Origin of the sequence: Stenotrophomonas sp. FR010, from assembly GCF_047520755.2 — a bacterium.
Taxonomy (GTDB): domain Bacteria; phylum Pseudomonadota; class Gammaproteobacteria; order Xanthomonadales; family Xanthomonadaceae; genus Stenotrophomonas; species Stenotrophomonas sepilia.
In genome coordinates this window covers 115,287-140,243 of the sequence record NZ_JAXBQT020000001.1, presented here as the reverse complement: position 1 = coordinate 140,243, position 24,957 = coordinate 115,287, and the positions used below count along the sequence as shown (strand labels likewise).

Below are 24,957 nucleotides of genomic sequence, written 5' to 3'. Positions count from 1 at the left end.
TCGAAAGTCGTCGGGGGTGATTCTATCTCAAATGAGACAAGTTCTCATTGGGCGGAACGAGAGGCGTTCTCAGCGGTAACCCGCCGCCTGCAGCTCGAACAGCTCGGCATAGCGGCCGCCCTGCGCCATCAGCTGCGCATGGGTGCCGCTGGCCTCGATCCGGCCATCGGCCAGCACCAGGATGCGGTCGGCCATGCGTACCGAGGAAAAACGGTGGGAAATCAGTACTGCGGTGCGATTATCCGCCAGTTCCCTGAACCGCTGGAACACCTCGAACTCACTGCGGGCATCCAGCGCTGCTGTTGGCTCATCCAGGATCATCACCTGCGCATTGCGCATCCATGCGCGGGCAATGGCGATCTTCTGCCATTGGCCACCGGACAGGTCCACGCCCTGCTTGAAGCGGCGGCCGATCTGCTGGTCGTAGCCGCCGGGCAGGTCGTCGATGACTTCCTCGGCCATGCCGCGTCGCGCCGCGTCAGCGATGCGTGCCTGGTCGTCCATCGCCTCGACTTGGCCGACGCCGATGTTCTCGCCGGCGCTGAGGTTGTAGCGCACGAAGTCCTGGAAGATCACCCCGAGGTTGGCGCGCAGGTCATCCAGGTCGTAATCGCGCAGGTCGCGGCCGTCGAGCAGGATGCGGCCTTCGTCCGGCTCGTACAGCCGTGCCAGCAGTTTTACCAGGGTGGTCTTGCCGGCACCGTTCTCGCCGACCAGGGCCAGCACTTCGCCGGCGTGCAGCTGGAAATCCAGATGGCGCACCGCCCACTGTTCGGCATCGGGGTAGCAGAAGCCGACGTTCTCGAATACGAAGCCCTGGCGGATCGGTTGCGGCACGCGCAAGGCCCCATCGCGCGAATGGATTTCCGGCTGGATCTGGAAGAACGAGAACAGGTCATCCAGGTACAGCGCCTGGCTGGCCACCTGCGAGAAGCCGATCAGCAGGCCTTCCAGCAGCTGGCGCAGGCGCAGGAAGCTGCCGGCGAGGAAGGTCAGGTCGCCGATCGAGAAGTCCCCGCGCACCGTGCGCCATGCGATGTAGGCGTAGGCGGTGTAATACCCCAGCGTGCCCAGCGCAGCCAGCAGCGTGCCCCAGAACGCGCGGCGCCGTGCCAGGGCGCGGTTGGCCTGGAACAATGCCACCGACAGGCGCCGGTAGCGCTCCACCAGGAAGCGGTGCAGGTTGTAGATCTTCACTTCCTTGGCCGTTTCCACGCTGGCGCCCAGCTGGCGCAGGTAGTCGAGCTGGCGGCGCTCGGGCGTCCACTGGAAGTTGAGGCTGTAGCCGGCCGCGTTGAAGTGCGATTCGCCGATGAAGGCCGGCACCAGTGCCAGCGCCAGCAGCAGGATCAGCCACGGCGCGTAGACCAGCAGGCCGACGGCGAGGCTGGCCACGGTGATCGCGTCCTGCACCTGGCCGAACAGCTGGCTCATCAGGTTCATCCGGCCCATGGTCTGGCGCCGCGCACGGTCCAGCTTGTCCTGCAGGTCCGGGTCTTCGAAATCCTCCAGGTCCAGCGTCGCGGCGTGTTCCATCAGGCGGATGCTGGTGGCGTTGGCGAACAGTTCGGAAAGCAGAGCGTCGGCGTAGCTGACCAGCCGGCCGAGCAGGTCCGAGGCGATGGCCAGGCCGAATTCCAGTGCCAGCAGGCCCAGCAGTGGATTGAGCAGGCCGCTGGACAGCGCCTCGCCCAGCGGCGGGTAGCCGGCATCGTGCTGGCTCAGGTGCAGGGCGCTGTCGATGATCAGCTTGCCGACGTACAGCATCGCCACCGGCAGCAGGGCACGGATCAGGCGCAGCCCCAGGCTGGCCAGGGTGAGCGCGGGGCTGGTCTGCCACACCATGCGCAGGAACGGCGGCAGATTGCGCATCGCCCTGAAGCGCTGGCGCAGGCTGGGTTTCTTCGCGGCGGCAGCGCCAGCGGTGGGGGAAGCAGGCATGCGCGTATTGTGCGCGCCTGCTACGTGCAGAGGGGGTCAGTGCAGCCGTGTGGCCGGCACCGGGGTCAGCACCGGGGTCAGATCCCTTCGCCACGCGAAGGGCTCTGACCCGATCCAGGCTGGTGGGGTCAGAGCCCTTCGCGAAGCGAAGGGATCCGACCCTCCCGCATCCACGCGTGGCGTGGATCTACCGTGTCGACCGAGGTCGACACCTACCAGCAGCTCCAGTGAACTATCGAAGGCGGGGTGGGTGAGGTCGCAGCGGCGTGAGCCGCATGGATGCGGCGACCGAGCTTACCTGGACGTACTTGCAGCGTCCCCTGCGACCTGATCCACCCCGCCAACCCACAGTAGCGCCGGCTTTTGATGTTGCTCTGGTTGTTGCCTCTGCGGGTGCCGGGCGGCAGCCCGGCCAGCCCCCCGTTACGGCAGCGGCGGCAGCAACCCCGCACCGAGGCGGTTCCAGGCGTTGATCACCGCGATGCCCATGCTCAGGTCACTGATGCCCTTCTCATCGAAGTGCGGTGCCAGTGCATCGAACGCCGCCTGCGACGGCGCACCCTCGGTCAGCCGGGTCAGCGCCTCGGCCCAGCCCAGTGCCGCACGTTCGCGGACATCGAAGAAGCGGCTTTCGTGCCAGGCGGGCAGGGTGTCCAGCTTGCGCGGCTCGATGCCGCCCTTGCGCAGCGCCGTGCCGTGCATGTCCATGCAGTAGCCGCAGCCGTTGAGCTGCGACACGCGCAGGAACACCAGTTCCATCAGGGTCGGATCAATCGAGCTGTCATGCACCGCCTGGCTGGTGGCCAGCAGGCCCTTGAAGGCCTCGGCGGCCAGGCGGGTGTAGGGGACGCGGGGGGAGGTGTGATCGGACATCGTGGGCTCCACGGCGGCCACGATGGCCGCCTTCATCACAAGGACGCCGCAGCGTTGTGGTGCGTGACAACCTTCGGCAATTTTTCTGGATTCAGCACGCTGTACACGTTGGCGATGCGGCCATCGACCACCTCGATGGTGGTGATCGAGTGCAGGCGGTCGCCCTGGAAGCGCAGGATCGCCGGTTCGCCGTTGACGTAGCCCAGCTGGGCCGGATGCACCGCGCCGCGGCGCGCGATGGCCCAGAACAGGCGGCCGATGCGCTCGGCGCCCAGCAGCGGGCGGATCGCGGCGGTAACCACGCCGCCGCCGTCGGAGACCAGCAGCGCGTTGGCGTGCAGCAGGGCCTGGATCGCCTCGCTGTCGCCGCGCTGCGAGGCATCCATGAAGTGCGTCAGCAACTGCCGGTGCTGGATGGCATCGACGTTGAAGCGCGGCCGTCCGGCCTGCAGGCGCTGCCGGGCGCGATGCACCAGCTGCCGGCAGTTGGCTTCGCTGTGGCCGATCAGCTCGGCGATCTTACGGTAGTCGTGGTCGAAGGCCTCCTTCAGCAGGAACGCGGCGCGTTCCTCGGGGCCGAGCTGTTCGAGCAGGGTCAGGAAGGCGACCGAGACGTCGTTGGCCAGCGCATGCAGTTGGGCCGGTCCGGGTGCCGGGTCGGGCTCCAGGGTGACCGCCAGCGGTTCAGCCAGCCACGGGCCAACATAGTGCACGCGCTCGCGCCTGGCCGCGCGCAGCCGGTCCAGGCCGAGCCGGGTGGTGGTGGTGACCAGCCACGCCTCGGGGTCGCGGACGCTGGCCGGATCGGCGCCGGACCAGCGCAGCCAGGCGTCCTGGACCACGTCTTCGGCGTCGGCGCGGCTGCCGAGCAGGCGATAGGCCAGCGCCATCAGGCGCGGGCGGTGGGTCTGGAAAACGGTTTCGGCGTTCATGTGGGCAAGGACGCCGCAGTGGCGCGTGTCGTGACAGAGCGTCGAGGGAATCTTGCCGGCCAGCGACCAGCACGACCACCCCGGGGCCGGGGGAGGGGGTAAAATGGGCGGATTACCCCCGCCAGCCTCGAGCAAGCGAGCAAGCCGTGACATCGATCAAGCAGGAAGACCTCATCCAGTCCATCGCCGACGCGCTGCAGTACATCTCGTACTACCACCCGGTCGACTACATCAAGAACCTCGCCGCCGCGTACGAGCGCGAGGAGTCGCCGGCCGCGAAGGAAGCGATGGCCCAGATCCTGATCAATTCGCGGATGTGCGCCGAAGGCCACCGCCCGATCTGCCAGGACACCGGCATCGTCACCGTGTTCCTGGAAATCGGCATGGACGTGCGTTGGGATGACGCCACCATGGGCGTGGAAGACATGGCCAATGAGGGCGTTCGCCGCGCCTACATGCATCCGGACAACAAGCTGCGCGCCTCGGTGCTGGCTGATCCGGCCGGCAAGCGGATCAATACCAAGGACAACACCCCGGGCGTGGTCAACGTCAAGGTGGTGCCGGGCAACAAGGTCGACGTCATCGTTGCCGCCAAGGGCGGTGGTTCGGAAGCGAAGACCAAGTTCGCCATGCTCAACCCGTCCGACTCCATCGTCGACTGGGTGCTGAAGACCGTGCCGACCATGGGCGCCGGCTGGTGCCCGCCGGGCATGCTCGGCATCGGCATCGGTGGCACCGCCGAGAAGGCGATGCTGCTGGCCAAGGAGGCGCTGATGGAACCGATCGACATCACCGAGCTGCAGGCCCGTGGTGCCTCCAACCGCATCGAGGAGCTGCGCCTGGAGTTGTATGAGAAGGTCAATGCGCTGGGCATCGGCGCGCAGGGCCTGGGCGGCCTGACCACTGTGCTGGACATCAAGATCAACGACTATCCGACCCATGCGGCCAACCTGCCGGTGGCGATGATCCCGAACTGCGCCGCCACCCGCCATGCGCACTTCACCCTGGATGGCAGTGGCCCGGTGATGCTGGACCCGCCGTCGCTGGAAGACTGGCCGAAGCTGACCTATGACGCGTCCAAGGGCACCCGGGTGGACCTGGACACGATCACCCCGGAAGACGTGGCCAGCTGGAAGCCGGGCCAGACCCTGCTGCTCAACGGCAAGCTGCTGACCGGCCGCGATGCCGCGCACAAGCGCATGGTCGACATGCTCAACAAGGGCGAGGAACTGCCGGTCGACCTGAAGGGCCGCTTCATCTATTACGTCGGCCCGGTCGATCCGGTGCGCGACGAAGTGGTGGGCCCGGCCGGCCCGACCACGGCGACCCGCATGGACAAGTTCACCGAGCAGGTACTGGCACAGACCGGCCTGCTGGGCATGGTCGGCAAGGCCGAGCGCGGCCCGGCCGCCATCGAGGCGATCAGGAAGCACAAGTCGGCCTACCTGATGGCCGTTGGTGGTTCGGCCTACCTCGTGTCGAAGGCGATCAAGGCGGCCAAGGTCGTTGGCTTCGCCGACCTGGGCATGGAAGCGATCTACGAGTTCACCGTGCAAGACATGCCCGTGACCGTGGCGGTGGATTCCACCGGCGAATCGGTGCACAAGACCGGCCCGCGCGAATGGCAGGCCCGCATCGGCAAGATTCCGGTGGTGGTGGAGTAAGCCCTCCATCCCGGACCAGACAACGGCGCCCCTGTGGCGCCGTTGTTGTGTGGGCAAAAATATTGATGTTCCGGTAGCGGTTGATCTGCTACGGTCGGAACACCCTCGCACAGGACGTGTCCATGGCCCTGCATCGGTTCATCGTGGTAGGCGTGCTGCTGGCCCTGGCCGGTTGCAGCACCCCGGCGTCGTACGAAGGCGCGGATTTCCCCGCATCGGCGCAATGCCGCGTGCAGTGCCAGGCCGGCTATCGCAGCTGCATGGCGCAGAATGACTCCCTCGGCAGCCGCCAGAGCAACTGCGAGCAGCAGATGGTGCCGGCGCCGGACAAGCGCTGCAAGGACGTGGACAATCCGGACCTGCGCCGTGCCTGCGAACTGAAGACGCACGACTGCGCGATGCGCGCGCCGATGATGTCCTGTGGCGAGCGCCGGGATTCCTGCATGAGCAGCTGCGGCTGAGCAATGATCGCGCGCGTGGGCGCATAATCGGCTGATCCACCCGCACAGGATCTTCCGCATGAGCACCACGCTGTATGGTTCGACCAGTACCGCCGCGCTGGTCGTGCACTGGCTGCTGATCGAGCTCGGCATCGAGCATGAACTGGTGCTGCTGGATTTCGACGCGCGCGAGCACAAGGCGGCGCAGTACCTGGCGCTCAATCCGGCCGGTGTGGTGCCGACACTGTTGATCGATGGCCTGGTACTGACCGAAGCGGCGGCCATCGCCCTGTACCTGGCCGATCGCCACCCGGAGGCCGGCCTGCTCCCGGTGCCGGGCACGCCGCAGCGAGGCGATGCCTACCGCTGGATGTTCTGGTGTGCCAATACGCTGCAGCCGGCCTATCGGGCCTGGTTCTATCCGCATGAAATGGCCGGCCAGGCGAACGTCGAGGCCAGCCGCGAGAGGGCGCGTCAGCGGCTCGAAGCGGCCTGGCAGCACGTTGCCGCTCACCTGCAGGCGCACGGCCCGTACCTGCTGGGCGCCAGGCCCTGCGTGGTCGACTACATGCTGGTGATGCTGATGCGCTGGTCGCGCAACATGCCCAGACCTAGTGATACCTGGCCGGTGCTCAAGGCGCATGCCACCTCGATGAAGGCGCGCCCGGCGTTCGCCGAGGTCTACCGCCGCGAAGGCATCACCGACTGGCGGTAACCAAAAAAGGGGACGGAGGGAATTAAGTCGTTTGTGCACAAACGACTTAATTCCCTCTGCCCCCTTTTTCGGGTTACAGGATCTCCAGCACTGTTTCCGGTGGGCGGCACAGCCGCGTGCCCTTGGCCGTGCGCACCACGGGGCGATTGATCAAACGGGGGTGTTCGCTCATCGCCGCCAGCAGCGTGGCGTCGTCGGCGCCGTCCAGGCCCAGTTCGGCGAACAGCGCCTCCTTGCTGCGTACCAGTTCCTGTGCGTGCAGCCGGGATTCGGCCAGTACCTGGCGCAGCGTGGCTGCGTCCGGCGGGTTGCCCAGGTAGTCGATCACCACCGGCTCGAAGCCCGCATCGCGGATCAGCTTCAGTGCGCCGCGCGAGTTGCTGCAGGCCGGGTTGTGCCAGATCGTCACGTCCATCAGAACCACTCCAGCAGAGACACGCCCACACCCACATAGGTGGCCTTGTGGTTGTAGTCGATCAGGCTTTCGCCGTAGCCGTCGAAGACCTGCACATGGCCACGCAGCAGGTTGCTGATCGGGAAGCCGTAGTCCAGCTGCAGCGCACCGTGCGAACGGCTTCCGGTACGCAGTGAATGGCGCGCCATCAGCGAGACCTCATGCCCATTGCGGTTCCAGGTCAGGGTGGCGTCGCCGCGGCCCATGTAATCCTCGATGTCCGGATTGTTGTCTTCGCTGCGGCTTTCGGGAATGCGGTACCAGGGACGCAGCACCAGCGCCCAGTTCTCGCGGTCCAGGCCGATGTTGAGCATGACCCGGTTCCAGCTGCGTGACAGCGGGTCGGCGCGGCCATTGGACTGGTGGTTCAGCGCGATGCCGGTCATGCGCCCGCGCCAGCCACCGATCGAGTAGCCGTTGCGGAACACCATCATCACTTCCGGCTCGTAATTGGTTTCGCGGAACGGGCGCGAATCCTCGCTGTTGTAGGCCTGCCAGCGCGAACTCTGGGTGTAGCCAGCCCAGATGTCGCCGTTGTCGCCGAACAGGTTCTCGACGATCTTGGTCTTGAAGCTGATCTGGAACTTCAGCTCGGCACTGTCGAGTACCTGCGGGGTGGTTACGCTGTTGGCCGGGTTCGGCGAGTGCGGCATGGTGTTGCGATCGCTGGTCCAGAAGGCGGGCAGCAGGTACACCGGCTTGTAGGCGCGCAGTTGGAACGGCCCCAGCTTGGAGTCCTCGGCCAGTTCCCAGCGGCTGTCCAGCAGCGAACCGCGGCCGGCGTTGGCCAGCGCGCTGTCCGGCGTCGCCGGGCGGAACAGGTCGCTCACCCGCTCGCGCAGCTTTTCCTCGCCCTGGCTCACGCGCGCGGTCTGCCGTTCTTCGCGGCGGGCCTGTGCAGCCGCTTCGGCGGCAGCATCAGCGGCGGCGGTAGCCTCCGGGGTATGCCCGAACAGGCGGTCATAGCAGGCCAGCCGGGCCGCGTCGGTGGTAATTGCCGCGCAGGCGGCCGGTGAGGTATCGGCGGTAGGCGCGAACTCCTGCGCAGCCAGCGGTGCACTGGCCAGGGCAAGCGCCAGCGGCGCCAGACGGGGAGACAGCGTGGGGAGGGTCATTGCAGCAGGCCCTTCGATGAATTCGGGAATCACACAGTGTGGCGGCTGTGCCGGATCGCGGCCAGCCCCACGGTTTATGCACGGTCACAGCGTGCGCGTGGCGTGAAGGCCCGGTGGCTCAGAAGAACCAGGCGAACGCGAACAGGCCCAGCATCGCGATCACAACCGCCAGTTTCAGTGCCAGGCCAAGCAGGATGCCGAGCCAGGTGGCCAGACCGACCCTGGTCGAGCGGCCGAGTTCGCGGGTGTGCCAGTACTCGCCGAGCAGGGCACCGACCAGCGGTCCGGCGAACAGGCCGATGGGCATGAAGAACAGGCCGACGATGCTGCCGACGAAGGTTCCCCACAGCGCCTTGCGGCTGGCACCGACACGCTGCGCGCCGACCACCGTGGCCAGCACGTCCACCAGCAGCGAAAGCAGGGTCAGTACCCCAAGCGCGACCAGGGTAGGCCAGCCGACGTGGGCAAAGCCGTCGGCCCAGGCGGCCAGCAGCAGTCCGATGAACACCAGCGGGATGCCCGGGAGGGCCGGCAGGATGATGCCGGCGATGCCTATCAGGACAAAAATTACCGCTAGCAGATACAAGATGAATGAGAGTCCCATGCTGTCCCGTATGGAGTCCGTTTTGGGGTTGACAGTGAAAGATTTTGCCAGTTGCTTTTTCGTTTTGGCCGGGTTAAGTTGCAGTCGCTGAGCTTGGCAAGGTCACCGTGGATCGTGGCCTGATGAAGCAAGATCTTCCCGATCCGCTGCATCGATGCACCTCGCTTCCCCCTTGCTTGTCAGCCGCCCACCAGGCGTTTCCAACAACAAGAGAGAGTCAAAGGGAGTTAGTGAGATGGCTGATCGCGAGACCGGTACCGTAAAGTGGTTCAATGATGCGAAGGGCTTCGGCTTCATCAGCCGGCAGAATGGCGAGGACGTGTTCGTGCACTTCCGCGCCATCGAGACCCAGGGCTTCAAGAGCCTCAAGGAAGGCCAGAGTGTGAGCTTTGAAGTCGTGCAGGGCCAGAAGGGCCTGCAGGCTGACAAGGTCCAGCCGATGTAACACCTGCCGTCCGTCGGCATGAAAAAAGGCCCGCGCAAGCGGGCCTTTTTCTTTGCCTTTGGCCCGCTGCAGGTCAGCGCAGGATGACCTTGCCGTTGACCACGCGCACATAGGTGTTCTCACGGATGCCACCCAGGTCACGCTGGTTGACCACGATGGTGCGGCCATCATCCATGCGCACGCTGATGTCGTAGGTATCGCTGGTCACATTCTTCTGGATCTGGTTGCCGGCCAGGGCGCCACCGACTGCGCCTGCAGCGGCGGCAATGTTCTTGTTGCCACGGCTGCCACCGGTGTGGTCGGAGATTTCATGGCCGGCCACGGCGCCAACGATGCCGCCGAGGATCGCGCCGGTCGCGCTGGGCGCGGTGCGGCCCGAGGGCACGGTGTTGATGCGGGTGACGATGCCACAGTCCGCGCAGCGGCCCTGGTTGTAGCCGCCGTTGTTGCCGTAGCCGCCGTTGTTGTAGCCGTTGTTGTAACCACCGCCACTGTAACCGGGCGAGGTGGCACAACCGGCCAGCGCGAGGGTAGCGATGGCGCTGGCGGCGATGAGCTGGATCTTCATGGGGCGTCTCCTGGCCGTGAAGGCGGGTATGTTGGGTGGTGCTGCGTCATGCAGCAGGGTGGACGAATCCTCTCCCTTTGAACGTGAACAACGCGCCAACCACGCACCCGATGCCCGGCTGCAGGATGAACGCGCCTCAGCGGAAATCCTGGTGGCAGGCCCGGCAATCGGCCTGCAGCGTTTCCACGAGCTGGGCCAAGGCCCTGCAGTCGCCTGGCGGTGCAGCCAGCGCAGTGTTGAGGTTGCCGCGAAGTCGGCTGGCGTGCTGCTGGAACTGCGTGCTGTCCTTCAGCCCGGGGAACGCCAGGTCCAGGTCATTGGACAACAGGCGTAGTGCCTGCAGCCGCGGCACGCTGTCGGCCAGGCTGCAGCGGTTCTGCTGCTGAGCCTGCTGCAGCAGCTGCGACTGCCGCTGCATCACCTGCATCAGGCTGTCCGGGAACGGGTCGCGACGCGCCTGCAGGGCGCGGCCTACCATCACCGTGGCGACCAGGCCGATCAGCAGGCCCAGGCACAGTACGAACAGGTAGCGATGGGCAGGGGACAGGCGGCGGGGCGGGCTGGCGTTCATGCGGCCTCTCCGGGCGTGCAACGGTGGGTTCAACGCCGGCGTGCTTTGGGCGCTGGCAGCTGCACGTTAAAATAGCCCGATGAACGAACAGGTCAAACAACGCTTCGCCGGCATCGAACGGCTGTATGGCGTGGGTGCGCTCGAGCGCCTGCAGGGCAGCCGCGTGGCGGTGGTCGGCATGGGCGGCGTCGGCTCGTGGGTGGTGGAGGCGCTGGCCCGTTCGGCGGTCGGCCATCTGACCCTGATCGATGCCGACGACATCTGCGTGTCCAACACCAACCGGCAGCTGCCGGCGATGGAAGGCAATTACGGGCGCAACAAGGCCGAGGCGATGGCCGAGCGCTGCCGTGCGATCAACCCGGGGATCGACGTCGATGCCGTGCAGGCATTCCTGACGATGTCCAACATGGCTGAGCTGCTGGACCGCGGGTTCGACCTGGTGATCGACGCCTGCGACAGCTTCCGGGTCAAGGTCGAGACGATCGCCTGGTGTCGTCGCCGCAAGCTGCCGCTGCTGACCGTCGGCGCTGCCGGTGGCCGCACGGACCCGACCCTGGTACGTATCCGCGATGTCTCGCGCACCGAGCACGACGCCATGCTGGCGCTGATCCGCAAGAAGCTGCGCAGCGAGTTCAACTTCCCGAAGAACGCCAAGCGCTATTTCGGCGTGCCGGCGGTGTATTCGCTGGAGAATGTGAAGTACCCGCAGGCCGATGGCAGCGTCTGCGGCATTCGTCCGAACCTGGGTGCGGATGCTGCATTGAAACTGGACTGTGGCGCAGGCCTCGGTGCGGCAACCCACATCACCGGTGCCTTCGCCTTCGCGGCGGTCGGCAAGGCGCTGGAGATGCTGCTGGAGCCGAAGAAGGTGAAGGCCGAAGTGGTCGAGGATCACGCCGACGCGTGACGGTAGTGCCGGCCGCTGGCTGGCATCCGCGCTGATCGAATCATTCCGGAGTTGCCGGCCGGCGGCCGGCACTACCCTCAGTTCGCCGGCAGCGCGAACAGCCGCCGCGCATTCTCTGTCGTGGCCTGTGCCAGGGCCTCCAGCTCCATTCCGCGCAGCGCGGCCACGTGCCGGGCAATGGTTGCCAACCGTGCCGGTTCGTTGCGCTGGCCGCGGACCCCTGCGTCGGGCTGGTCGGGCGCGTCGGTTTCCAGCAGCAGCTGCTCCAGCGGCATTCCGCGTACCAGCCGTTGCAGGCGCTGCGCCCGCTCGTAGGTCAGCGGACCGCCAAGGCCCAGCAGGAAGCCGTGCCTGTGCAGTTGCGCGGCCTGTTGGGGGCTGCCGGAAAAACTGTGCACCACGCCGCGCAGGCCGCCGATGCGGCGGATCGCGGCGATCACCGCATCCACCGCGCGTCGCGCGTGCACGATCACCGGCAGCTCGAACTCACGGGCCAGTTCCAATTGGCCGATGAAATATGCCTGTTGAGCCTCGGCATCCAGTCCTTCGACGAAGAAGTCCAGCCCGCATTCGCCGATCGCGCAAGGGCGTTCGCGCTCGATCCACTGGCGCAGCAGTGGCAGGTGCCCAGGCTGGTGATCGGCCAGGAACATCGGGTGCAGGCCGAAGGCCGGGTACAGCCCGGGCGCCTGCTGGCAGACCTCGCGCAGTTTCGGCCAGCTGGCAGCGGTGACCGCTGGCACCACCTGTTGGCGTACACCCACGGCCTGCGCCCGCTCGATCACCGCGGCACGGTCAGGGTCGAACGCGCTCGCGTCGAGATGACAGTGGCTGTCGATCAGCACGCTCAACGCTGTTCCAGCGGCGGTGGCGTGGTGGCATTGCGGCTCTTCCAGTTGGCCAGCAGCAGCGTGCCGAAGCCCAGCACCAGCTCATCGATGAACGGGATCGGGTCCGGGATGAACAGCGTCAGCACGAACAGACCGGCGGTGAGCTTGAACAGGGTGGGGTAGCGCAGCCGGCGCGCCCACTGCAGTACTGGCAGCAGCATCGGGTTGGCCATGGCGGGGATCCTCGTGGGGAATATGCAAACGCTATCACGGGCCCTGCATTTCCCGATGCTGAATGGGTTACAGGAATGAGCAGGAAATGTGGAGATTCCGTTCAGGCAGCGCATGCTGCAATCTGTCCCGAGAACGTTGCGGATGGTCCGCAAGGAGCAGGTCATGAAAAGCACAACTACAACTGTCCTGGTCGCAGCGGGCGCGCTGCTGGTTGGTGGCATCGCCACCGCCGCCTTCATGAAGAGTGGCGACCGCTCGCCCGACTCCATCAGCGCCGCAACCCCCAATGGCGAGTCGCGCCTGGTCGATGGCAACGCCACAGACGATGGCGTACGTGGTGACAAGCTCGACCCGTCGGCGCCGCGCGGGCTGGAATATGCCGATGTGCTGAAGGTCGACCCGATCACCGAGAAGCAGAAGGCCTATGCCACCGTGATCGGCACCGATCCGGTGCGCGAGACCTCCACCACCCAGACCCCGCACGAGGTCTGCCAGGACGTGACGGTGCAGGAACGCCTGCCAGAGCGTGATGGCAACGTTGGCGGTACCGTGGTCGGCGCGGTGGTGGGTGGCCTGCTCGGCAACCAGGTCGGTGGCGGCAACGGCAAGAAGGCCGCGACCGCAGCCGGTGCGGTGGCCGGTGGCTTCATCGGCAACCAGATCGACAAGCGCCATGTGGGCGGTCGCGTGGTCAATCGTACCGAGCGCCAGTGCCACACCGAAACCGCAACGTCCGAGTCGAGCCGCGTCACCGGTTACAACGTGACCTATCGCAACGAGGACGGCACCACCGGCACCATGCGCATGGCCAGCAAGCCGGGCAGCCGCATCGCCATGGGTACCAATGATGTGGTGAAGGGCTACAACGTGACCTATCGCTATGATGGCGCCGAGAAGACCGTGCGCATGGACTACAAGCCGGCCAGCGATCGCCTGCCGGTGGTCGATGGCCAGCTGGTCACGCAGACCGCTGCTGCCGGCGCCACTGCGGCCACGCGCCAGTAATCCAGAACACCCTGCTGCACCCGACGGGCCGGCTCATGCCGGCCCGTTTCGTTGTGCGCACGGGCATTCATCCGTGGGCAAAGGGAATCGACCATGATGGACGCCCCCTTCGACAAGGAGTCGGCATGAGCATCTTCGACCTGCGCCTGGAAACCGAGCGGCTGATCCTGCGCCCGCTGCTGCGCGAGGACTACGAACCGTACCTGGCATTCTGTGCCGACGAGGAAACGATGCGCACCCTGGGGGGTGTTCAACCGCCCTCGGTGGCATGGCGCGGCTTCTGCAGCCTGGCCGGTGCCTGGCAGCTGTTCGGCTTCTCGATGTTCAGCGTGATCGAGAAATCCAGCGGTGACTGGATCGGCCGGATGGGACCGTGGCAGCCGCAGGACTGGCCTGGAACCGAGGTCGGCTGGGGTATTCGGCATGCGAGCTGGGGCCGGGGCTATGCACCGGAAGCGGCGGTTGCCGCCATCGACTGGGCATTCGACACGCTGGGCTGGGACGAGGTGATCCACACCATCGCCGAGAACAACGACAACTCGAGGGCGGTCGCGCGCAAGCTCGGCAGCACGCTGCTGCGCATGGGTGAATTGCCGCCGCCGTACAACGACAAGCCGATGCAGATCTGGGGCCAGTCGCGCGAACAATGGCGCCAGCGCCGTTCGCCGTTGTAGAGCCGAGCCCATGCTCGGCTGCATTTGGCGCACAGCAGCCGAGCATGGGCTCGGCTCTACAGATTGTCCGCATGCTGCATCCGCGCTTGGCATTCACCGGCGGGCTTGCCAGACTGCGTGCAGCTGGCCGCCGGCCGGATCCGAGGAATCAGGCAATGGTGGAAGAGCGCGTCCCGTTGACGGTGCATGGCATGTCGGTGTCCGGCAATTGCCACAAGGTCCGCCTGCTGCTGGAGCAGCTCGGCAGCCGCTACCGCTGGGTGGAAGTGGACAGTGCCCATGGCCAGACCCACACCGCCGAGTTCCTCGCGCTCAATCCCAACGCCAAGGTGCCGTTGATCGTCCGCGACGATGGTCGCGTGTTGACTGAATCCAATGCGATCCTGTTCTGGTTGGCCGAAGGGACGCCCTACCTGCCCACTGACGGTTGGGAACGTGCGCAGGCATTGAGCTGGATGTTCTTCGAGCAGTACACGCACGAGCCATGCGTGGCGGTAGCGCGCTTCATCCGCGGCTGGACACCGCCCGATTCACCGCGCCGTGCTGAACTGCCACGCCTGCACGAGCGTGCCGCCACCGCGCTGGCAGTGATGGAGCAGCACCTGCGCGAAGCGCAGTGGTTCACCGGCAGAGCATACGGTATCGCCGACATTGCGCTGTTCGCCTATACCGACGTGGCAGGCGAGGGCGGCATCAGCCTGGCGCCCTTCCCGGAAGTGCGCGCCTGGCTGCAGCGCGTGCGCGCGCAGCCGCGCTTCGTGGCGATGCCAGCGGTGACCGCCGAGGTGCGCGCGCGCTTCGAGGCTGCCTGATCCCACAGGGTAGCGCCCGGCGTTGCCGGGTGGAATGCAACAACGACACGGAGGGTGTTCGATGTTTGCTGTGGTTCCAGATCCGATTCCTGCGCGCATGCGCGTGCTCAACCGCGCCGAAGTATGCGACGCCAATTTCCTCGACGCGGTGCGTGGCTGGCGAGGCGCACCGCGCGCACGTCCTGCGCCGGACGCGCCGATCCTGCCGGGCAGCACGCTCAGCGCTGCGGCCTTCGGTGAGCTGTTCGATTCCCAGCTGGCCAGCCGCCAGCTGGACCTGATGGCGCGCGTATTGCGCGTGCAGAACAAGGTCTTCTATACCATCGGGTCGTCCGGCCATGAAGGCAACGCGCTGCTGGCGCGGGCCTGCCGACATACCGACCCCGCATTCCTGCACTATCGCTCCGGCGCCTTCATGGTCGAGCGCTCGCGCCAGGTGCCGGGCATCGACCCGTTGCGCGATGCGGCGCTTTCATTCGCGGCCAGCGCCGATGACCCGGCCAGTGGCGGCCGGCACAAGGTGTGGGGCAGCAAGCCATTGTGGGTATTGCCGCAGACCTCGACGATCGCTTCGCACCTGCCGAAAGCGCTGGGCACCGCGCTGGCCATCGAGAGTGGCAAGCGGCTGGGCCATGCGCTTCCCATTCCGGCCGACAGCATCGTGCTGTGCTCGTTCGGCGACGCCTCGGCCAACCATGCCACTGCGCAGACCGCATTCAACACCGCGATGTGGGCGGCCTACCAGAAACTGCCGGCGCCAATCCTGTTCGTCTGCGAGGACAACGGGCTGGGCATCTCGGTGAAGACGCCGGACGGCTGGATTGCCGAGCGCTTCAGCCACCAGCCAGGGCTGGACTACTTCTTTGCCGATGGCCTCGACCTGGCCACCGGGCACGCCCAGGTGCAGGCCGCAGCGGACCACTGCCGGCGGACGCGGCGACCGACCTTCCTGCATCTGCACACCACGCGCCTGATGGGCCACGCCGGCACCGACTTCGAGGTGGAATGGCGTGCATTGCCGGAATTGTGCGCGGCCGAGGCGCAGGATCCGCTGTTGCGCTCGGCGCAGATCGCGCTGGAATCGGGCTGGATGGATGCAGCCGCCATCGAAGTGGCCTACGAGACGATGCGCGCGCGCTGCATGGCCGCCGCTGCCGATGCCGAAGGCCGTGCGAAGCTGCAGTCGCTGCAGGAGGTCATGGCGCCATTGGCACCCTATACGCCCGCGGCGGTGCAGGCCGAAGCCCGGCGCGAGGTCGCCGACGAAGCGCGCGAGGCACTCTATGGCGGTGCCGAGGCCTTGCCGGAACGACAGGCGCCACGGCACCTTGCGATCCAGATCAACCACGGCCTGCTGGAACTGCTTGCGAAGTATCCGCAGAGCCTGCTGTTCGGCGAGGACGTGGCTCAGAAGGGCGGTGTGTACACCGTCACCAAGGATCTGCTGCGCCGCTTCGGCCCACGCCGGGTGTTCAACACGCTGCTGGATGAAACCATGATCCTGGGCATGGCGCAGGGCCTGGCCAACCTGGGCATGCTGCCGGTTCCGGAGATCCAGTACCTGGCCTACCTGCACAACGCCATCGACCAGCTGCGTGGTGAAGCCTGTTCGCTGCAGTTCTTCTCCAACGACCAGTACCGCAACCCGATGCTGGTACGGGTGGCCGGGCTGGGCTACCAGAAGGGTTTCGGCGGGCACTTCCACAACGACAACTCGATCACCGCGTTGCGCGACATCCCCGGGCTGGTGGTCGGCTGCCCCTCGCGCGGCGACGATGCGGTGATGATGCTGCGCACGCTGGCTGCACTGGCGCGGGTGGATGGGCGCGTGGCGGTGTTCCTGGAGCCGATCGCGCTGTACATGAGCAAGGACCTGCACGAAGCGGGGGATGGCCAGTGGCTGTTCGACTACCCGGCACAGGGCCAGGCGCTGGTGCCGGGCGAGGGCCGGGTCTATGCACCGGAGGCCGGAGACCTGGTGATCTACACCTATGGCAATGGCGTGCCGATGGCGTTGCGCGCGGCGCGGGCGATCGAGCAGCAGCTGGGCTGGCAGGTGCGGGTGGTCGACCTGCGCTGGCTGGTACCGTTGGACGCCGGCTTCATCGCGGCCCAGGCCGCGAGCGCGCGGCGGGTGCTGGTGCTGGACGAAGGCCGCCACAGCGGCGGAGTGGGTGAGGGCGTGGTCACGGCGCTGGTCGAGGCCGGCTTTGGTCACCTGCCGCTGCGCCGCGTCTGTGGCGCCGACACCTACACGCCACTGGCAGGGGCAGCAATGTTCGGGCTTCCAAGCGACAATGCGGTGATTGGCGCCGCCCTCGACCTGGCGCAGGAACCCTGATGCATGTGTGGATTGGCGGGAATGTTGTTGCCGGCGCCGCTGGCGTCGGCCGAGGCGCTGCAGGCGCAGGCGCTGGCCATGGGCCAGGCGCTGCACCATCGCGGGCCGGATGATGGCGGCAGCTGGGTCGATGCCGAGGCGGGCATCGCGCTGGCGCATCGGCGCCTGAGCATCCTTGACCTGTCCCCGCTGGGCCACCAGCCGATGGCCTCGGCGGACGGCCGCTACGTGATGGCCTACAACGGCGAGGTCTACAATTTCGCGGCCCTGCGTGAACAGCTGGAGCCGCTGGGGCACACCTTCCGCGGCCATTCCGACACCGAAGTACTGCTGGCGGCGATCCTGCAGTGGGGCGTGGAAGATACCCTGCAGCGCTGCAACGGCATGTTCGCCATCGCGCTGTGGGACCGCCAGGATCGTTGCCTGTGGCTGGCCCGCGACCGCGTCGGCAAGAAGCCGCTGTACTACGGCTGGGCCGGCGACACGCTGGTGTTCGGTTCGGAACTGAAGGCGCTCTGGCAACACCCGGCGTTCGACAACGACATCGACCGCGATGCGCTCACCTTGCTGCTGCGGCTGGATTACATCCCGGCGCCGCACAGCATCCACCAGCGCTGCTACAAGCTGATGCCGGGCCGGGTGCTGCGGCTGGATGCAGCGGCTGTGGCCGCAGGCGCCGCGGCACACCGCCCGGAGCAGGCGCAGCGCCCGTACTGGGATGCGCGCGCACGCATGCAGGCGGCGTTGGCTGCCCCGTTCCAGGGCCGCATCGAGGAGGCCGAGGAACAGCTGGACACGCTGCTGCGCGATGCGGTGGCGCTGCGCATGGTGGCCGACGTGCCGGTCGGCGTATTCCTGTCCGGCGGCACGGACTCGTCGCTGGTGGCGGCGCTGATGCAGGCGCAGAGCGGACAGCCGGTGCATAGTTTCAGTATCGGCTTCACCGACTCGGGACATGACGAAGCACCGCTGGCCAGGGAGCTGGCGGCTCACCTCGGCTGTGATCACACCGAGTTGTACGTCAGTGGCGCCGACGCGCTGGCGGTGGTGCCGCAGTTGCCGGCGATGTTCGATGAACCTTTTGCCGATGCGTCGCAGGTGCCGACCGCGCTGGTCGCACGGCTGGCGCGGCAGGGCGTGACCGTCGCGCTGTCCGGCGACGGTGGCGACGAGCTGTTCTTCGGCTACACCCGGTATGTACGCGCGCTGCGCAACTGGCAGATGCTCGGACGCGTGCCGGGGCCGCTGCGGCGGTGGATGGGCGCACGCTCGCAGCAGCAGGGCGAGGCCTCGCGGACCGGTGGCCTGGCCGCGCTGCTGGCCGAGACCGGCGCACGTGGCATCGGCGACGTCTACCGCAACCGCATCTCGCGCTGGCGCGACCCGGCCGCGGCGGTGCCCGGCGCGCAGGCCGCCGGCAGCTTCTACGACTTGGCCGATCCGCTGCATGGCGCGGGCACATCGGCCGACGCGATGATGCTGGCCGATTTCGTGACCTACCTGCCGGACGACCTGTTATGCAAGGTCGACCGGACCTCGATGGCGGTCAGCCTGGAGGCACGCGCGCCATTGCTGGACTGGCGCGTGGCCGAGTTCGCCTGGTCGCTGCCGCTGGGCTTCAAGCGCAGTGAGACGACCAGCAAGGTGCTGCTCAAGAGCGTGCTGGGCCGTTACGTGCCGCATTCAATGGTGCACCGTCCCAAGCGCGGTTTTGGCGCACCGGTCAGTGACTGGTTGAAGGGCGACCTGCGGCCCTGGGCCGAGGACCTGCTGCAGCCGGCGCGGCTGGAGCGTGAGGGCGTGCTGTCGGCGGCGGCGGTGCAGCCGCTGTGGCAGCAGTTCCTGGGGGGGCAGCGCAAGTGGCATACCCACCTGTGGAACGTGCTGATGTTCCAGGCTTGGCAGGCGCATTGGCGGCAGGCGCGGACCGGCGTGACCGGCGGCTGATCTTCACTGGATGGCACGGGCCTGGCGACTAGGCTGGGCCTCCCGCACCGTGAGGAGTATGTCCCGATGTCCGTCCCCACCATCGCCGTGTTCGTTGGCAGCCTGCGCAAGGATTCCTGCAACCGCAAGCTGGCTCATGCGCTGGAGAAGCTCGCCGGTGATCGCGCGCGCTTCCAGTACGTGCAGATCGGCGATCTACCGTTGTACGACCAGGATTTCGACGCCGATTATCCGCCGCAGGGCACCCGGCTGAAGGACCAGGTGCGCGCCGCCGACGCGGTGCTGTTCGTGACACCCGAGTACAACCGGTCGGTGCCTGGCGTGCTCAAGAACGCCATCGATATCGGATCGCGCCCGTACGGTGACAGTGCGTTTGCCGGCAAGCCGGCGGCGGTGATCGGCGCCTCCATCGGCCAGATCGGTACCGCCGTGGCCCAGCAGCACCTGCGCAACAGCCTGGCCTTCCTGGACATGCATGTGCTGGGCCAGCCCGAGGCATTCATCCACTTCAAGGACGGCCTGATCGATGCCGACGGCACGATCCACAACGAAGGCACGCAGAAGTTCCTGCAGGGCTACGTGGACCGGTTCCTGGCGTTGATCGCAGTGCACGTCAAGGGCGATTGACGCCTGCGGGGTCAGAGTCCCCTGCGTCGAAGGGGATCCGACCCCGGGGCGTTGATCTGCGATAATGTCCCGCTCGGGCGCCGCAACGGCGTCCGTCGCAGGCAGTGCGACGCTCTCACGCCAGTCTGGCCAGGTACCGGCGGATATCCCCCGTTTTCCCACGGCTTATCCACAGGTTTGTCCATGGCTGCCGGGGTCGGCACATGCCTACACTCGTCTGGCCCACTTTTGCAGGAAACACCGCAGCATGTCCGCTCGTCCCGGCTTCCGTTCCAACCGCAGAGAGCGCGGTGATGGCTTCGATCGCGATCGCGACGAGTCGCGCATCGACCAGTTGCGGGTACCGCCCCATTCGGTGGAAGCCGAGCAGGCGGTGCTGGGTGGCCTGATGCTGGCGCCCGAGGCGTATGACCGTGTCAACGACCAGCTGACCGAAAGCGACTTCTATCGTCGCGATCACCAGATGATCTATCGTGCGATCCGCGAGCTGTCCGAGCGCGAACGGCCGTTTGATGCGGTAACGCTGGGCGAGTGGTTTGAATCGCAGGGCAAGATGGAACTGGTGGGGGACGGCGCCTACCTGATCGAACTGGCCAGTACCACGCCGTCAGCTGCCAACATCGTGGCCTACGCCGAGATCGTGCGCGACAAGGCAGTGCTGCGGCAGCTGATCCAGGTCGGCACCGACATCGTCAACGACGGTTTCCAGCCGGAGGGGCGTGACAGCAGCGAGCTGCTGGCCTCGGCGGAAAAGAGCGTGTTTGCAATCGCCGAACAGGGTGCGCGTGGCCGTACCGATTTCGTGGCCATGCCCGGTGCACTGAAGGATGCCTTCGAGGAGCTGCGCAACCGCTTCGAGAACGGCGGCAACATCACCGGCCTGCCGACCGGTTACAACGAGTTCGATGCGATGACCGCCGGACTGCAGCCGACCGACCTGATCATTCTCGCGGCGCGCCCGGCAATGGGCAAGACCACCTTCGCGCTGAACATCGCCGAGTACGCGGCCATCAAGTCGAAGAAGGGCGTGGCGGTGTTCTCGATGGAAATGTCGGCATCGCAGCTGGCGATGCGCCTGATTTCCTCCAATGGACGCATCAACGCGCAGCGCCTGCGTACCGGCCAGCTGGAAGACGAGGACTGGAGCCGCGTCACCAGCGCGATCAAGATGCTGAAGGAGACCAAGATCTTCATCGACGACACGCCGGGCGTGTCGCCTGAAGTGCTGCGTTCCAAGTGCCGCCGCCTCAAGCGCGAGCATGACCTGGGCCTGGTGGTGATCGACTACCTGCAGCTGATGAGCGTGCCGGGCAACAGCGAGAACCGCGCGACCGAAATCTCGGAAATCTCGCGTTCGCTGAAGGGACTGGCCAAGGAACTGAACGTGCCGGTGATCGCGCTGTCGCAGCTCAACCGCTCGCTGGAAACGCGTACCGACAAGCGCCCGGTGATGGCCGACCTTCGTGAATCGGGCGCAATCGAGCAGGACGCGGACATGATCGTGTTCATCTACCGCGACGACTACTACAACAAGGAAAACTCGCCGGACAAGGGCCTGGCCGAAATCATCATCGGCAAGCACCGTGGTGGCCCGACTGGCTCGTGCAAGCTGAAGTTCTTCGGTGAGTACACCCGCTTCGACAACCTGGCCCACGATTCGGTCGGTTCGTTCGAGTAACGGTCATGCCGGCCGCTGGCCGGCAACCACCACCGGGCGCTGAGAGCCAAGGCACCGGCAGGAGCCGCTGTCAGCGCGGGTTCCATGCGGTCGCCTCGAAGCGCAGCCGGGCGTGGGCGTGGCGTTGCACTGCGCTGGATCGGTTTCATCGCCGCCAGCCCGGTTTCGTCGCAAACCGTTTGCCGGCGCCAGGGCAGGGCGCCAAGGTGTCCGCAGGCGGCAGGGTGCCGCCCCAAGGAGGCCGTGATGAAGACCCTGTTCGCGCTCGGTGTGTGGTGCCTGCTGTTCGTACTCTGCTGGCCGCTGGCGATCCTCGCCCTGATCGCCTGGCCGTTCGTGTGGCTGCTGAGCCTGCCGTTCCGACTGGTCGGCATCACCTTCTCGGCGCTGTTCGCCTTCCTGCGCGCGCTGTTCATGCTGCCGGCGCGCATGCTCGGTGGCCGGGCGGTGCCCGCATGAGGGCAGTGGCGCTGGTCGGTCTGGCCCTGTTGGCGGGCCCGGTACTGGCCGCACCTCCAGCACCGCCTTCGGTGTGGCTGGAGCGCCAGCAGGCAGCCGGTGCCGACGAAGCGAATGCTGCGGGGGCGAAGCCTCTGGTGGTACCCGAGGCCAGGGAGCGCTGCCGGGTCACCAAGGAATGGAAGGTCGGCGAGACGGTGGTGCAGCATCGGGTCTGTGAGGATCCACCGAAGAAGCCGGCTGGAAAGGTGTAACGCCGAACCCAATGCTCGGCGGCCTCTGCAGGGCAGCCGAGCGTGGGCTCGGCGCTACAGGGAAACGGGCAACAAAAAACCCCGCCGAGGCGGGGTTTTTCATATCCGGGTGATGCTGGCCAGCGGCCAGCACTACCGGACGATCAGTTCGCTTTGTGGATGGCGCGCTTGCTGACCGCCATCGCGGCGTCGTGGATCACTTCCGACAGCGACGGGTGGGCGTGGCAGATGCGGGCCAGGTCATCGGCCGAGCCGCTGAACTCCATGGTCAGCACGCCTTCGTGCACCAGTTCGGAGACGTTGGCGCCAACCAGGTGCATGCCGAGGATGCGATCGGTTTCGGCATGGGCCAGGATCTTCACGAAGCCGGCCGGCTCGATCATCGCCACGGCACGGCCGTTGGCGGCGAACGGGAAGCTGCCGGACTTGTACGGAATGCCTTCGGCCTTCAGCTGGGCTTCGGTCTTGCCGACCCACGCCAGTTCCGGCTCGGTGTAGATGACCCACGGGATGGTGTCGAAGTTGACGTGGCCCGGCAGGCCGGCGATCAGCTCAGCCACCGCGATGCCTTCCTCGAAGCCCTTGTGCGCCAGCATCGGGCCGCGCACGCAGTCGCCGACCGCCCACACGCCGTTGACGCCGGTGTGGCAGTGCGCGTCGACTTCGATCTGGCCGCGCTCGTTGACCTTGACGCCGGTGCCTTCGGCCAGCAGGCCCTTGGTGGCGGCGCGACGGCCGACGGCCACCAGCAGCTTGTCCACGGTCAGGGTCTTTTCGCCTTCCGCGTCGGTGTAGGTGACGATGACTTCCTTCTTCTTGCCCTTGCCGGTGATCTCGGTCTTGGAAACCTTGGCATTGAGCTTGATGTCCAGGCCCTGCTTCTTGAATTCCTTGGCAGCGGCCTTGGCCACTTCGGCGTCGGCAGCCGCCAGGAACTCCGGCATGGCCTCAAGGATGGTGACTTCAGCGCCCAGGCGCTTCCACACGCTGCCCAGTTCCAGGCCGATCACGCCGGCACCGATCACCGCCAGGCGGTTCGGCACTTCGGTGAAGTCCAGGCCGCCGACGTTGTCGACGATGGTTTCGCCGTCGAACTTGGCGAACGGCAGTTCGATCGAATCCGAACCGGCCGCGATGATGACGTTGGTGCCCTTCAGCTCGACTTCCGAACCGTCGTGCTGCTTCACCTTGACCACGTTGCCCGGCTGCAGCTGGCCGAAGCCGTAGTAGGCGGCGACCTTGTTGGCCTTGAACAGCATGCCGATGCCGCCGGTGAACTGCTTGACGATCTTGTCCTTGCGGCCAATCATCGCCTCGACGTCGATCTTGGCATCCTTGAAGCTGATGCCGTGGTCGCCAAAGATGTGGCCCATGTTCCAGAACTGGCGCGAGGAATCCAGCAGCGCCTTGGACGGGATGCAGCCCACGCGCAGGCAGGTGCCGCCGAGGGCCGGCTTGCCGTCCTTGCCCAGGGCTGCGTCGATGCAGGCGGTCTTCAGGCCCAGCTGGGCCGCGCGGATGGCAGCGTGGTAACCGGCCGGGCCGGCACCGATGACGACGACGTCGAATTGTTCAGCCATTGAATTATTCCTTGATGCATTACCAGAACCCCTCCGCGCAGGCGCGGAGGGGCGGGAGGTTTCTTACAGGCCGAACAGCATGCGGCCCGGGTTTTCCAGCTGGTTCTTGATGTCCACCAGGAACTGCACCGAGTCCTTGCCGTCGATGATGCGGTGGTCGTAGGACAGCGCCAGGTACATCATCGGCGCGATCACGACCTGGCCGTTCTGGGCGATCGGACGCTCCTTGATGGCGTGCATGCCCAGGATGGCGCTCTGCGGCGGGTTGATGATCGGGGTCGACAGCAGCGAACCGAAGGTGCCGCCGTTGGTCACGGTGAAGGTGCCGCCCTGCAGTTCTTCCAGGCCCAGCTTGCCGTCACGTGCCTTCTTGGCGTAGTCGGCGATGGTCTTCTCGATGTCGGCGAACGACATGCGCTCGACGTTGCGCAGGACCGGCGTGACCAGGCCCTTCTCGGTCGACACGGCGATCGAGATGTCCGAGTAGCCGTGGTAGATGATGTCGTCGCCGTCGATCGAGGCGTTGACCAGCGGGAAGCGCTGCAGCGCGTTGGCAGCGGCCTTCACGAAGAAGCTCATGAAGCCCAGCTTGATGCCGTGGGCCTTGACGAACTCGTCCTGCAGCTCCTTGCGCGCCGCCGACACCTTGGACAGGTCGACTTCGTTGAAGGTGGTCAGCATGGCGGTGGAGTTCTTCGACTCCATCAGGCGCTCGGCGATGCGCTTGCGGATGCGGGTCATCGGCACGCGTTCTTCCGGACGTGCGCCACCGGCCTTGCCGGCGCCGCCGTTGCGGGCGAAGTTGACGATGTCTTCCTTGGTCACTGCACCACGACGGCCGGTGCCGTCGACGTCGGCCGGGTTCACGCCTTCGGTGATGGCGGTGAAGCGGGCGCCCGGCGGCAGGGTGTCGGCGGCCGACTTGGCAGCCGGAGCCGGAGCGGCGGCAGCGGCCGGAGCAGCGGCGGCCGGTGCGGCTTCAGCTTTCTTCTCTTCAGCGGCCGGGGCCGGAGCCGCAGCCACGGCGCCTTCTTCGATGATCGCCACGACCTGGCTGGAGGTCACGGTATCGCCTTCCTTGAACTTGATTTCCTTCAGCACGCCGTCAACCGGCGACGGCACTTCCAGCACGACCTTGTCGGTCTCCAGGTCAAGCAGGTTTTCGTCGCGCTTGACGGCGTCGCCCACCTTCTTGTGCCAGGTGGCGATGGTGCCGTCGGCGACGGATTCGGGCAGTACCGGGGCTTTGACTTCGGTGGCCATTGCGGGAGCTTCCTGGTTTGTCTT

The 24,957-nt window shown here is 66.5% G+C and carries 26 protein-coding genes; 14 read left to right on the top strand and 12 right to left on the bottom strand.

Features of this window, described 5'->3' with window-relative positions; genetic code table 11:
* Positions 1-69: 69 nt before the first annotated feature.
* From ACM0PK_RS00630 to ACM0PK_RS00620, 3 genes are all read right to left on the bottom strand, one after another.
* Positions 70-1,941: an ABC transporter ATP-binding protein gene (locus ACM0PK_RS00630; RefSeq protein ID WP_414607814.1), complete on the bottom strand. Its 1,872-nt coding sequence runs from the start codon at positions 1,939-1,941 to the stop codon at positions 70-72.
* A 423-nt stretch (positions 1,942-2,364) separates the two neighbouring features.
* Positions 2,365-2,814: a carboxymuconolactone decarboxylase family protein gene (locus tag ACM0PK_RS00625; RefSeq protein ID WP_414607813.1), complete on the bottom strand. Its 450-nt coding sequence runs from the start codon at positions 2,812-2,814 to the stop codon at positions 2,365-2,367.
* A 35-nt stretch (positions 2,815-2,849) separates the two neighbouring features.
* Positions 2,850-3,746 carry an RNA polymerase sigma-70 factor gene (locus ACM0PK_RS00620; RefSeq protein WP_414607812.1) on the bottom strand — a complete coding sequence of 299 codons (897 nt, stop codon included), beginning with the start codon at positions 3,744-3,746 and terminating at the stop codon, positions 2,850-2,852.
* A 146-nt stretch (positions 3,747-3,892) separates the two neighbouring features.
* Here ACM0PK_RS00620 and ACM0PK_RS00615 point away from each other — a divergent pair, with 146 nt between their 5' ends.
* The 3 genes from ACM0PK_RS00615 to ACM0PK_RS00605 all read left to right on the top strand — a co-directional run bounded on the left by ACM0PK_RS00615 (position 3,893) and on the right by ACM0PK_RS00605 (position 6,565).
* A complete protein-coding gene (locus ACM0PK_RS00615; protein WP_005417564.1) occupies positions 3,893-5,410 on the top strand; it encodes a fumarate hydratase in 1,518 nt (505 codons plus the stop codon).
* Between the two features lie 122 nt (positions 5,411-5,532).
* Positions 5,533-5,871 (top strand): hypothetical protein, encoded by a 339-nt coding sequence (locus ACM0PK_RS00610; RefSeq protein WP_414607811.1) that lies wholly within the window; start codon positions 5,533-5,535, stop codon positions 5,869-5,871.
* A gap of 58 nt (positions 5,872-5,929) precedes the next feature.
* Positions 5,930-6,565: a glutathione S-transferase family protein gene (locus ACM0PK_RS00605; protein ID WP_414607810.1), complete on the top strand. Its 636-nt coding sequence runs from the start codon at positions 5,930-5,932 to the stop codon at positions 6,563-6,565.
* A gap of 73 nt (positions 6,566-6,638) precedes the next feature.
* Here ACM0PK_RS00605 and arsC read toward each other — a convergent pair whose 3' ends face one another.
* From arsC to ACM0PK_RS00590, 3 genes are all read right to left on the bottom strand, one after another.
* Positions 6,639-6,980 (bottom strand): arsenate reductase (glutaredoxin), encoded by a 342-nt coding sequence (arsC, locus tag ACM0PK_RS00600; protein ID WP_061477988.1) that lies wholly within the window; start codon positions 6,978-6,980, stop codon positions 6,639-6,641.
* On the bottom strand, positions 6,980-8,134 hold the full coding sequence (locus ACM0PK_RS00595) for a phospholipase A (RefSeq protein WP_005417552.1): 1,155 nt from the start codon (positions 8,132-8,134) through the stop codon (positions 6,980-6,982). Before ACM0PK_RS00595 ends, arsC begins: the two co-directional genes overlap by 1 nt.
* 118 nt (positions 8,135-8,252) lie before the next feature.
* Entirely contained in the window at positions 8,253-8,738 is a 486-nt protein-coding gene (locus ACM0PK_RS00590; RefSeq protein ID WP_005417547.1) for a DUF456 domain-containing protein, read from the bottom strand.
* 235 nt (positions 8,739-8,973) lie between these two features.
* Here ACM0PK_RS00590 and ACM0PK_RS00585 point away from each other — a divergent pair, with 235 nt between their 5' ends.
* Positions 8,974-9,183 (top strand): cold-shock protein, encoded by a 210-nt coding sequence (locus ACM0PK_RS00585; protein WP_005417546.1) that lies wholly within the window; start codon positions 8,974-8,976, stop codon positions 9,181-9,183.
* 73 nt (positions 9,184-9,256) lie between these two features.
* Here the strand turns inward: ACM0PK_RS00585 and ACM0PK_RS00580 are convergent, their stop codons facing one another.
* Positions 9,257-9,751 (bottom strand): glycine zipper 2TM domain-containing protein, encoded by a 495-nt coding sequence (locus ACM0PK_RS00580; RefSeq protein WP_005417545.1) that lies wholly within the window; start codon positions 9,749-9,751, stop codon positions 9,257-9,259.
* A 136-nt stretch (positions 9,752-9,887) separates the two neighbouring features.
* Positions 9,888-10,322, bottom strand: a complete 435-nt coding sequence (locus ACM0PK_RS00575; RefSeq protein ID WP_061477985.1) for a cytochrome c — start codon at positions 10,320-10,322, stop codon at positions 9,888-9,890.
* Positions 10,323-10,401: 79 nt separating this feature from the next.
* Here ACM0PK_RS00575 and ACM0PK_RS00570 point away from each other — a divergent pair, with 79 nt between their 5' ends.
* On the top strand, positions 10,402-11,229 hold the full coding sequence (locus tag ACM0PK_RS00570; RefSeq protein WP_414607809.1) for a tRNA threonylcarbamoyladenosine dehydratase: 828 nt from the start codon (positions 10,402-10,404) through the stop codon (positions 11,227-11,229).
* Between the two features lie 77 nt (positions 11,230-11,306).
* Here ACM0PK_RS00570 and ACM0PK_RS00565 read toward each other — a convergent pair whose 3' ends face one another.
* The gene (locus ACM0PK_RS00565) at positions 11,307-12,080 is read right to left on the bottom strand and encodes a TatD family hydrolase (RefSeq protein WP_414607808.1); all 774 of its coding nucleotides are present in this window, start codon (positions 12,078-12,080) and stop codon (positions 11,307-11,309) included.
* Positions 12,077-12,292: a DUF6116 family protein gene (locus tag ACM0PK_RS00560; RefSeq protein WP_005417541.1), complete on the bottom strand. Its 216-nt coding sequence runs from the start codon at positions 12,290-12,292 to the stop codon at positions 12,077-12,079. Before ACM0PK_RS00560 ends, ACM0PK_RS00565 begins: the two co-directional genes overlap by 4 nt.
* Positions 12,293-12,455: 163 nt before the next feature.
* Here ACM0PK_RS00560 and ACM0PK_RS00555 point away from each other — a divergent pair, with 163 nt between their 5' ends.
* The 9 genes from ACM0PK_RS00555 (at position 12,456) to ACM0PK_RS00515 (ending at position 22,090) form a co-directional block, all read left to right on the top strand.
* Complete coding sequence (locus ACM0PK_RS00555) at positions 12,456-13,298, top strand: glycine zipper 2TM domain-containing protein (protein ID WP_414607807.1); 843 nt, start codon at positions 12,456-12,458, stop codon at positions 13,296-13,298.
* Between the two features lie 125 nt (positions 13,299-13,423).
* On the top strand, positions 13,424-13,972 hold the full coding sequence (locus ACM0PK_RS00550; protein WP_061477983.1) for a GNAT family N-acetyltransferase: 549 nt from the start codon (positions 13,424-13,426) through the stop codon (positions 13,970-13,972).
* 155 nt (positions 13,973-14,127) lie between these two features.
* On the top strand, positions 14,128-14,784 hold the full coding sequence (locus ACM0PK_RS00545) for a glutathione S-transferase family protein (protein ID WP_414607313.1): 657 nt from the start codon (positions 14,128-14,130) through the stop codon (positions 14,782-14,784).
* A 61-nt stretch (positions 14,785-14,845) separates the two neighbouring features.
* Positions 14,846-17,125, top strand: coding sequence for a transketolase C-terminal domain-containing protein (locus tag ACM0PK_RS00540; protein ID WP_414607312.1), 2,280 nt, complete (start codon positions 14,846-14,848; stop codon positions 17,123-17,125).
* 3 nt (positions 17,126-17,128) lie between these two features.
* Positions 17,129-19,072, top strand: coding sequence for an asparagine synthase (glutamine-hydrolyzing) (gene asnB / locus ACM0PK_RS00535; protein ID WP_414607311.1), 1,944 nt, complete (start codon positions 17,129-17,131; stop codon positions 19,070-19,072).
* A 66-nt stretch (positions 19,073-19,138) separates the two neighbouring features.
* Entirely contained in the window at positions 19,139-19,699 is a 561-nt protein-coding gene (locus tag ACM0PK_RS00530; RefSeq protein ID WP_049410520.1) for an NADPH-dependent FMN reductase, read from the top strand.
* 247 nt (positions 19,700-19,946) lie between these two features.
* Positions 19,947-21,377 (top strand): replicative DNA helicase, encoded by a 1,431-nt coding sequence (locus ACM0PK_RS00525; protein ID WP_049410515.1) that lies wholly within the window; start codon positions 19,947-19,949, stop codon positions 21,375-21,377.
* 246 nt (positions 21,378-21,623) lie between these two features.
* Positions 21,624-21,836 carry a hypothetical protein gene (locus ACM0PK_RS00520; protein ID WP_005417525.1) on the top strand — a complete coding sequence of 71 codons (213 nt, stop codon included), beginning with the start codon at positions 21,624-21,626 and terminating at the stop codon, positions 21,834-21,836.
* The gene (locus ACM0PK_RS00515; protein ID WP_414607310.1) at positions 21,833-22,090 is read left to right on the top strand and encodes a hypothetical protein; all 258 of its coding nucleotides are present in this window, start codon (positions 21,833-21,835) and stop codon (positions 22,088-22,090) included. The genes ACM0PK_RS00520 and ACM0PK_RS00515 overlap by 4 nt, the downstream gene beginning before the upstream one ends.
* A 143-nt stretch (positions 22,091-22,233) precedes the next feature.
* Here the strand turns inward: ACM0PK_RS00515 and lpdA are convergent, their stop codons facing one another.
* Both lpdA and sucB read right to left on the bottom strand, forming a co-directional pair.
* A complete protein-coding gene (gene lpdA / locus ACM0PK_RS00510) occupies positions 22,234-23,670 on the bottom strand; it encodes a dihydrolipoyl dehydrogenase (protein WP_414607309.1) in 1,437 nt (478 codons plus the stop codon).
* A 63-nt stretch (positions 23,671-23,733) separates the two neighbouring features.
* Positions 23,734-24,933: a dihydrolipoyllysine-residue succinyltransferase gene (sucB, locus tag ACM0PK_RS00505; protein ID WP_053499860.1), complete on the bottom strand. Its 1,200-nt coding sequence runs from the start codon at positions 24,931-24,933 to the stop codon at positions 23,734-23,736.
* Positions 24,934-24,957: the final 24 nt, after the last annotated feature.

Bases quoted from the DNA above. Each gene is read 5' to 3' on its own strand.
- ACM0PK_RS00630 (WP_414607814.1), bottom strand. From the start codon at position 1,941: ATGCCTGCTTCCCCCACCGCTGGCGCTGCCGCCGCGAAGAAACCCAGC.
- ACM0PK_RS00625 (WP_414607813.1), bottom strand. From the start codon at position 2,814: ATGTCCGATCACACCTCCCCCCGCGTCCCCTACACCCGCCTGGCCGCC.
- ACM0PK_RS00620 (WP_414607812.1), bottom strand. From the start codon at position 3,746: ATGAACGCCGAAACCGTTTTCCAGACCCACCGCCCGCGCCTGATGGCG.
- ACM0PK_RS00610 (WP_414607811.1), top strand. From the start codon at position 5,533: ATGGCCCTGCATCGGTTCATCGTGGTAGGCGTGCTGCTGGCCCTGGCC.
- ACM0PK_RS00605 (WP_414607810.1), top strand. From the start codon at position 5,930: ATGAGCACCACGCTGTATGGTTCGACCAGTACCGCCGCGCTGGTCGTG.
- arsC (WP_061477988.1), bottom strand. From the start codon at position 6,980: ATGGACGTGACGATCTGGCACAACCCGGCCTGCAGCAACTCGCGCGGC.
- ACM0PK_RS00595 (WP_005417552.1), bottom strand. From the start codon at position 8,134: ATGACCCTCCCCACGCTGTCTCCCCGTCTGGCGCCGCTGGCGCTTGCC.
- ACM0PK_RS00590 (WP_005417547.1), bottom strand. From the start codon at position 8,738: ATGGGACTCTCATTCATCTTGTATCTGCTAGCGGTAATTTTTGTCCTG.
- ACM0PK_RS00585 (WP_005417546.1), top strand. From the start codon at position 8,974: ATGGCTGATCGCGAGACCGGTACCGTAAAGTGGTTCAATGATGCGAAG.
- ACM0PK_RS00580 (WP_005417545.1), bottom strand. From the start codon at position 9,751: ATGAAGATCCAGCTCATCGCCGCCAGCGCCATCGCTACCCTCGCGCTG.
- ACM0PK_RS00575 (WP_061477985.1), bottom strand. From the start codon at position 10,322: ATGAACGCCAGCCCGCCCCGCCGCCTGTCCCCTGCCCATCGCTACCTG.
- ACM0PK_RS00570 (WP_414607809.1), top strand. From the start codon at position 10,402: ATGAACGAACAGGTCAAACAACGCTTCGCCGGCATCGAACGGCTGTAT.
- ACM0PK_RS00560 (WP_005417541.1), bottom strand. From the start codon at position 12,292: ATGGCCAACCCGATGCTGCTGCCAGTACTGCAGTGGGCGCGCCGGCTG.
- ACM0PK_RS00555 (WP_414607807.1), top strand. From the start codon at position 12,456: ATGAAAAGCACAACTACAACTGTCCTGGTCGCAGCGGGCGCGCTGCTG.
- ACM0PK_RS00550 (WP_061477983.1), top strand. From the start codon at position 13,424: ATGAGCATCTTCGACCTGCGCCTGGAAACCGAGCGGCTGATCCTGCGC.
- ACM0PK_RS00545 (WP_414607313.1), top strand. From the start codon at position 14,128: ATGGTGGAAGAGCGCGTCCCGTTGACGGTGCATGGCATGTCGGTGTCC.
- ACM0PK_RS00540 (WP_414607312.1), top strand. From the start codon at position 14,846: ATGTTTGCTGTGGTTCCAGATCCGATTCCTGCGCGCATGCGCGTGCTC.
- asnB (WP_414607311.1), top strand. From the start codon at position 17,129: ATGTGTGGATTGGCGGGAATGTTGTTGCCGGCGCCGCTGGCGTCGGCC.
- ACM0PK_RS00530 (WP_049410520.1), top strand. From the start codon at position 19,139: ATGTCCGTCCCCACCATCGCCGTGTTCGTTGGCAGCCTGCGCAAGGAT.
- ACM0PK_RS00525 (WP_049410515.1), top strand. From the start codon at position 19,947: ATGTCCGCTCGTCCCGGCTTCCGTTCCAACCGCAGAGAGCGCGGTGAT.
- ACM0PK_RS00520 (WP_005417525.1), top strand. From the start codon at position 21,624: ATGAAGACCCTGTTCGCGCTCGGTGTGTGGTGCCTGCTGTTCGTACTC.
- ACM0PK_RS00515 (WP_414607310.1), top strand. From the start codon at position 21,833: ATGAGGGCAGTGGCGCTGGTCGGTCTGGCCCTGTTGGCGGGCCCGGTA.
- lpdA (WP_414607309.1), bottom strand. From the start codon at position 23,670: ATGGCTGAACAATTCGACGTCGTCGTCATCGGTGCCGGCCCGGCCGGT.
- sucB (WP_053499860.1), bottom strand. From the start codon at position 24,933: ATGGCCACCGAAGTCAAAGCCCCGGTACTGCCCGAATCCGTCGCCGAC.